Annotated in this window: 6 protein-coding genes; 2 read left to right on the forward strand and 4 right to left on the reverse strand. The window is 63.1% G+C overall.

Going from position 1 to position 5,968, the window contains the following annotated elements; all coding sequences use genetic code 11:
- The first annotated feature begins 111 nt into the window (after window positions 1-111).
- Window positions 112-2,100 (forward strand): AAA family ATPase, encoded by a 1,989-nt coding sequence (locus C6P64_RS16320; RefSeq protein ID WP_105749602.1) that lies wholly within the window; start codon window positions 112-114, stop codon window positions 2,098-2,100.
- 952 nt (window positions 2,101-3,052) lie between these two features.
- Here C6P64_RS16320 and C6P64_RS18740 read toward each other — a convergent pair.
- Both C6P64_RS18740 and C6P64_RS18030 read right to left on the reverse strand, forming a co-directional pair.
- Complete coding sequence (locus C6P64_RS18740) at window positions 3,053-3,178, reverse strand: hypothetical protein (protein ID WP_281257977.1); 126 nt, start codon at window positions 3,176-3,178, stop codon at window positions 3,053-3,055.
- Between the two features lie 81 nt (window positions 3,179-3,259).
- Window positions 3,260-3,679 carry a hypothetical protein gene (locus C6P64_RS18030; RefSeq protein ID WP_146115954.1) on the reverse strand — a complete coding sequence of 140 codons (420 nt, stop codon included), beginning with the start codon at window positions 3,677-3,679 and terminating at the stop codon, window positions 3,260-3,262.
- Window positions 3,680-4,023: 344 nt separating this feature from the next.
- Between C6P64_RS18030 and C6P64_RS16325 the strand changes: the two genes are divergently transcribed.
- The gene (locus C6P64_RS16325; protein ID WP_211296873.1) at window positions 4,024-4,815 is read left to right on the forward strand and encodes an AAA family ATPase; all 792 of its coding nucleotides are present in this window, start codon (window positions 4,024-4,026) and stop codon (window positions 4,813-4,815) included.
- Here C6P64_RS16325 and C6P64_RS16330 read toward each other — a convergent pair.
- Window positions 4,727-5,248 (reverse strand): hypothetical protein, encoded by a 522-nt coding sequence (locus C6P64_RS16330; protein ID WP_105749603.1) that lies wholly within the window; start codon window positions 5,246-5,248, stop codon window positions 4,727-4,729. The two genes, C6P64_RS16325 and C6P64_RS16330, sit on opposite strands and share 89 nt — an antisense overlap.
- Window positions 5,245-5,968 (reverse strand): IS66 family transposase (gene tnpC / locus C6P64_RS16335; RefSeq protein ID WP_146115955.1); only part of this gene is annotated, 724 nt, incomplete at its 5' end. The genes C6P64_RS16330 and tnpC, both read right to left, overlap by 4 nt.

Here is a 5,968-nt window from a genome sequence, read left to right on the forward strand (position 1 = left end):
ATTCTTTCAGAAAACTTAGTACATCGCCTGCGACCGCCCAACAAGTCTGGGCACGTTCGCAACGCTAGCCGAGGCCGCTGCCTTTCGATCAACTAGCTGTGGTTGGCAAGCATGAGTGCCGCCGACATCCAGGACGCGCTCGACGCGCTGCACCATATCCCCGCCGAGCTGCCGCGTGAGGACTGGGTTCGGATCGGCATGGCAGCGAAAACATCCGGGATCGACTTCGAGGACTTCGACGCCTGGAGCGCCCAGGCCGGCAACTACGACGCCGCCGCCTGCCGCCACACCTGGCACAGCTTCAAGGACGGCAAGGGCATCACCGAGAAAACCCTGTTCCGCACCGCTGCCCAACACGGCTACCGCAAGGGCAAGGCGCCGGTGTCCCGCCCGGTGTCGCCAACCGTTGTGACACGAACGACCCCAGTGACACCAGCCAAGAAGCCAGCCCCAGGCATGAGCCCCACCGAGGTCTGGAGCCGCTGCCTGCCGGCTACCCACGGCCACGGCTACATCGTGGGCAAGAGGGCCGAGGGCATCCCGCTGGATGACCTTCGCGTGGTTCCAGCCGACGACCCGCTGCGGATCGCGGGCGAGAGCATGGCCGGCGCCCTGGTAGTCGCTGCGCGCGCGGTCCACGACGGTAGCCTCCAGAGCCTGCAATTCATCCCACCGCCCGAGGTGGCCGCCAAGCTGAAGAAGGCCGGCAAGCCTGGCAAGCTGAACCTGGCTGGCTGCTCCATTTCCGGCGCCCACCATGTTGTCGGTGATCTACAACCGGGCGGCATCGCCTACATCTGTGAGGGCATCGGCGCTGCGTGGGCCTGCTGGCAGGCAACAGGCAGGGCAGCCGTGGTCGCGTTCGGAGCCGGCAGTATGGGCAAGGTGGCGAAGGCATTGCGCGACAAGGACGCCACCGCCAAGCTGGTACTGGTGGCCGACACCGGCAAAGAGGACGACGCCCGGCGGATAGCCATCGAGGTCGGCGGGGAATTCGTGACCATGCCCGATGGCTGGCCGAGCAACAGCGATGTTGCCGACTTGGCGCTGCGTGACGGGCTCGATGTGCTGGAGGACTTGCTGGAGATGACGGTCCAGAAGCCTGCGGCCGAGCTGCCCCTGGGGATCGTGTTCGCGCACGACCTGCCGAGCGACTACACGCCGCCCGATGAGTTGGTGGAAGGCGTCCTGACGGTCGGCGCTGGCAGCGTGATCTACGGCGACAGCAACAGCGGCAAGACTTTTCTGGTGATTGACCTTGCCTGTGCCGTCGCAAGAGGTGTTCCATGGATGGGTCGCCAGGTCGAGCAGGGCCTTGTCGTCTACGTCGCGGCCGAGTCTCCCGCATCGGTCAAGAGCCGCTTGCAGGCGTACCAGATCCACCACGGATGTAGGGTTCCCAACTTTGCCATCGTGCAGGCGCCCGTGAATTTGCACGGCAACGACTCCGACACCGAGATGCTCATCAACGCGGTCAAGCAGGTGGAGCGCATGGCAGGCTGCAAGGCAGCACTGGTGATTGGCGACACCCTGGCCCGGATGACCGCCGGCGCGAACGAAAACAGCGGGGAGGACATGGGCTTGGTCGTTGGTCGATTCGACCGCATCCGAGCTGAGACAGGCGCCCACTTCCTGCTGATTCACCACTCCGGCAAGGACGCCGCCAAGGGAGCACGAGGGCATTCGAGTCTGCGCGCAGCCGTCGACACGGAAATTGAAGTGCAAGAGACAGCGACTGTCCGCTGCGCCGAAGTCATGAAGCAGCGGGATCTGGGCACAAAGGGCGAGCGCATCGGTTTCACTCTGGAAACCGTAACGATGGGCATGACGAAGTGGGGGAGGCCTGCCAGCACCTGTGTGGTGAAGCCCTCCGACGCACCAGAAAAGAAGTCCAAGGGTCGGCGCTTGGGCGAGGTCGAAGGCGCTGTGGTCGAGTTTTTGGGGCAGCGAAAGGTCGGCGTGAGAAAGGCTGACGTTTGCAAGCACTTCGAAGGGAGGTATGAGCGCAGCAACGTGTATCGCGCACTTCGCTCCCTCCTGGCTGCGCAGGCCGTCCACGAGGCTGCCGGCATGGTCTGCATTGCCGAAGGCGCAAAGTAATTTCCATTCTGATGTGTCATGTGTCTTTTGGTAGTCAGGACACATACGCGATACAGGCTGTCTTTGTGTCGTTTTGTGGTCACCACCCTTTAGGGGGTGACACAACGACACAGGCCCAAGGCACAAGGATTTCAAAAGGAGTGACGACGCGCGAGTGACAGGTCCGCTGGTTGGTCAACCGTAACAACACACCCGAAAAAACGGCAACCAGATCACGACCTGAAAGCTGCGGGTTCCTGCCGGTGTCGTCGGCGCTGGAAGGTGCCGAGCGTAGGTCAGCGTGACCTTGAACACTTTGTCGCCATACTGAAGCAAGGCGACCAAGTTCCTCCACCAGGTCGGCAGCACAACCTAGGAGTAGAAGAAGGTGCACAACACATCTAGGAAGCTGTCGATTTCTGCTTATAGGGGTTGGCTCGCTGTGGCCTCGCGCCTGCTTGCGGCTTGCCTGATCGCTGGTGAAAATTCGGCCGGTTCCGTCTTCTGACTGGGACTAGCGGAGCGTATCGGCCTGGGGCTACGAGACGCGGACGGAGAGATTCCGCACGGGATGGTCAAGGCGCTCGAGAAGCTCATCCAATCTGGAGCGCCTGACGGCACCGGGTGTTGCAGTACGCTTTCTGCAAGGACTTGTTCGTCGTGAAATTGGTTCTCGATACCTGGGAGGCAAATCGAGGGAAGGACAAGACGTTGGTCTGGGCTGAGTGATGGGCTTGAATAAGTTACTTACGCAGGTCCCTGGGTAAGGTACCTGCTGCAACTGTAAGGGCCTTCAGGCCACGCTTACGTTCTAGACGCCTGACTGGAGACTGTCGTATCCACTCTTGAGAATGTCGGAAAGCACCTCCAAGGCATCCCAGCCGGAGGATGGGGGCGCCATTGGACAGTCGCCGTCACGGGACAACTTCAAGTTGACCGTGTGCATGTCGGAACCGACGCGCGCTGCAGTCACTTACCGCTGCTTTTCTAGCGCGGTGACCAGACCTACGGTGATCACCGCTGAGTTCCCTGAGTAGTACACCTGCCCGCGCATCTTCAGCATGGCCAGGATGGAGCGCTTGATGTTTTCGTCGGCCATGATCACGAAGCGCTTTTGGCGCTCGGTGTCCCTCTGAATGGCAGCCAGCGTGGAATCCGGATCAGTGGGCGCCTCGGCGCTTCAATGGGCGGCAGCCGAAGCCGAACCAGACGCCGATGCAGATTCTCCCGAGGCGCCTGCGCCGGCGCCACTCGAGAAGTCATCCAGCAGGGGAGTCGGGCTTGCTGAATTGTTTGGGTCCAGCCGCTGCTGGGCATCCCGATGAGTCGCGAAGCGTGGATCCAGTCCAGGATCCAGTGGGATGCCGTTGGCCGCATCGTTTGCATTTGCCTGCTCAACCACCTTGTGATGCTCCGGCTGGCCTGTTATGGCGCTTCTTTTATCGTCCTCGAAAATTGCAACGTTATTACCCCGAAAAGTCCTGAGCCCCATCTGATAGAACCATGCCCCGTGGAAGTCGGAGAGCTCGGGGAGGCTACATGACTCTTCTCTAACGTCGTAGAGCTCGACCACCCTACTCATAAATTCGGGGGTGGGCAAGCTTCCTCGAGAGCTTAGAGCTTGGATAGGGAGGTGTGGCGCTGGAAAAGGTAGATCCCCGCCTGCGCCCCCGGGCGCCCGCTTCGCGGACCCCCCCCCGGGTGGCGGCTTTTCCTCGGGGCCTGCCAAGGTTTTATTACCTCGCAGAACACCCCCACTCTTCCTGCTCGTCAAAGATCCTGTCGCTGGCATCCTGGGCAATCTGCGCGCCAGTGGGTGCTCCACCGTCCCCAAGCGCGTCCGCAATCTTGGCCGACTTCAGCAGGTTCACGGTACCCGTCCGGCAAACCCCATACTTGACCGCCCGCCTGGGGCGTGATTGACGCTCAGGATACCTGAGCCGCTTGGTCGAGCACCAACTGCAACTGAGCCTGATGCTCTGGGGACCGCCTGGCATTGGCAAGTCCACCATCGTGGCGGAAGTCGCCAGGCAGCACGACCTGCAGCTGGTCGACCTGCGGCTGAGCCAGCTCGCTCCCACCGACCTGCGCGGCCTGCCAGTGGCCGAGAATGGAGTCTCGCGCTGGTTTCCACCTGAGTTCCTGCCGACCGAGGGCCGCGGCATCCTGTTCCTGGACGAGATCAACATGGCGCCACCCGCCATGCAGGGCATAGCGCAGCAGCTCATCCTGGACCGGCAGGTCGGCAGTTACCGGGTACCGGATGGCTGGTACATCTGGGCTGCAGGCAACCGCAAGGCCGATCGCGCCGCTGTGTTCGAGATGCCGTCGGCTCTGGCCAACCGCTTCATACACCTCGACCTCGTCCCCGATCTGGACAGCTTCAAGGCCTGGGGGTTGCGCAGTGGACTGTCCGAGCAGGTGCTGGCCTTCCTGTCCTTCCGGCCAACGCTGCTCCATCACATCAGCCCACAAGATCCCGCCTGGCCTTCGCCTCGCTCCTGGTCAATGGCGGACCGACTGCACGCCGTCGGACTGCCCGTGGATCCGGCCGTGGGACGCGCCACGGCGGGAGAGTTCCAGGCCTTCTGCAACATTTACGGTAAGCGTCGCCTCATTACCCTCTTGACGAAGGGATGCAGAGAGGTCAAACGTCGAGGACGTGACGCAGCAAGGCGAAGCCGACGCGCCACTGGGTGCCATCGCCGGGATCGATGGTGGCGGTTCGGCTGTTGATGCGCACGATGGTGCCCACCACGGTCTGCAGGTACTTGTCCTCGAAGGCTACCTTCTCTCCGCGGCGAAAGTCGTCGCGGGTTGGCTGAGGGGCTTGGGGCGGCTCTGGCTCTGCTGCCTGGGGAGGCACCACTGGATCGGGTTGCGGCGGCTCAATGGCTGCGTAAGGCAACTTCCACTCATGGCGTTCGCGCAACTCGTGCAGCGTGACCTGGGTGTCGCGCATGGCCACGACCTTGCCCTCGCGCAGGCTGCCATCGCGCCAGTCCATAAAGCGCACGGTCTGCCCGAGATGCAGGTCCTTGCGCACGGCAAGGATGCGCCGCGGGTCAGCCAGCAGGCGTTCGATGACTGTGCTGAGCTGGTACAGCTCCAGGCTACTGGCCTGCTGCAGGGCTTCAAGCACCCGCGCGTCAATGCCGGGTGCGCTCATGCCGCCAGCCGTTGTTCCACATGCCCGGTACCGATCGCCGTCAAGTTCCAAGGCAACAGTTCCTCGATGCGATTGATGGGATGCTCGGCAATACGGCCGAGCACCTCGCGCAGGTAGGCCTCGGGGTCGAGCCCGTTGAGCTTGGCGGTCTGCACCAGGCTGTAGATGGCGGCCGCGCGCTCGCCGCCCGCGTCCGAGCCCATGAACAGGTAGTTGCCCCTGCCCAGGGCGACACCGCGCAGCGCCCGCTCGGCCGCGTTGTTGTCCATTTCGATGCGGCCATCGTCGCAATACCGTGTCAGGGCCCGCCAGCGCGTCAGGCTGTAGCCGATGGCTTGCGCCAACTCCGATTTGGCCGACACCCGTCCCAGCAGTTGGCTCAGCCAGGCGTGCATATCCCGCAACAACGGACCCGCCCGCGCTTGGCGTTGCTCGCATCGGACCTCAGGGGCTTGCCCCCGGATGTCGCGCTCGATCGCATACAGCTCGGCAATGCGTCTGAGCGCTTGTGCCGCGATGGAGGTCTCATCGCGGCCACTGCTGAGGTACAAATCCCACCAGGGCCGGCGGGCGTGTGCCCAGCACGCCGCCTCGGTGATCGGCCCCGCGTAGAGCTTGCCCCAGCCGCCGTAGGCATCCGCCTGCAGGATGCCACGGTAGTGGCGCAAGTGGCGCTGCGGATGTTCGCCTTTGCGATCGGGTGTGTACTGGTACCAGGCC

Origin of the sequence: Malikia granosa, from assembly GCF_002980595.1 — a bacterium.
GTDB lineage: Bacteria > Pseudomonadota > Gammaproteobacteria > Burkholderiales > Burkholderiaceae_C > Malikia > Malikia granosa.